The sequence below is a fragment of the Ideonella azotifigens genome (assembly GCF_006519715.1).
GTDB classification, from domain to species: Bacteria; Pseudomonadota; Gammaproteobacteria; order Burkholderiales; family Burkholderiaceae_C; genus Ideonella; species Ideonella azotifigens.
The window spans coordinates 1-511 of the sequence record NZ_VIDT01001210.1 but is presented as its reverse complement, the minus strand read 5'-3'; the positions used below and the strand labels follow the sequence as shown (position 1 = coordinate 511).

Below are 511 nucleotides of genomic sequence, written 5' to 3'. Positions count from 1 at the left end.
CCAGGCTCACGAAGTGGCTGGGCAGCATGTACTCGGGCAGGCTTTGCGCCAGCGCCGTGCGCAGCTGCGCCTCGTCGGGCAAGCTGTGCCCGTCATGCGCCACCAGGTAGGCCACCAGGCGCGGGATCTTGCGCTCGTCCTCCCGCGCCAGCACCACCACGTCGCGCACGGCCTGCATGGCCCCCAGCGCGCTCTCGATCTCGCCCAGCTCGATGCGCAGCCCGCGGATCTTGACCTGGTGGTCGCTGCGGCCCAGGTACTCGATGTTGCCGTCGGGCAGGTAGCGCGCCAGGTCGCCCGAGCGGTACATCCTGGCCCCGGGCTCTGCGCTGAACGGGTTGGGGATGAAGCTCTGTTCGGTCAGCTCGGGCCGGTTGATGTAGCCCCGCGCCAGGCCGATGCCGGCGATGAACAGGTGGCCGACCACGCCGATGGGCACCGGGTTGAGCAAGTCGTCGAGGATGTGGATCTGGATGTTGGCAATCGGCTTGCCAATCGGCACGCACTGCAG

At 68.7% G+C, this 511-nt stretch carries 1 protein-coding gene; it reads right to left on the bottom strand.

Going from position 1 to position 511, the window contains the following annotated elements:
• Positions 1–511 (bottom strand): AMP-binding enzyme (locus FKP22_RS31645; RefSeq protein WP_141292102.1); only part of this gene is annotated, 511 nt, incomplete at both ends.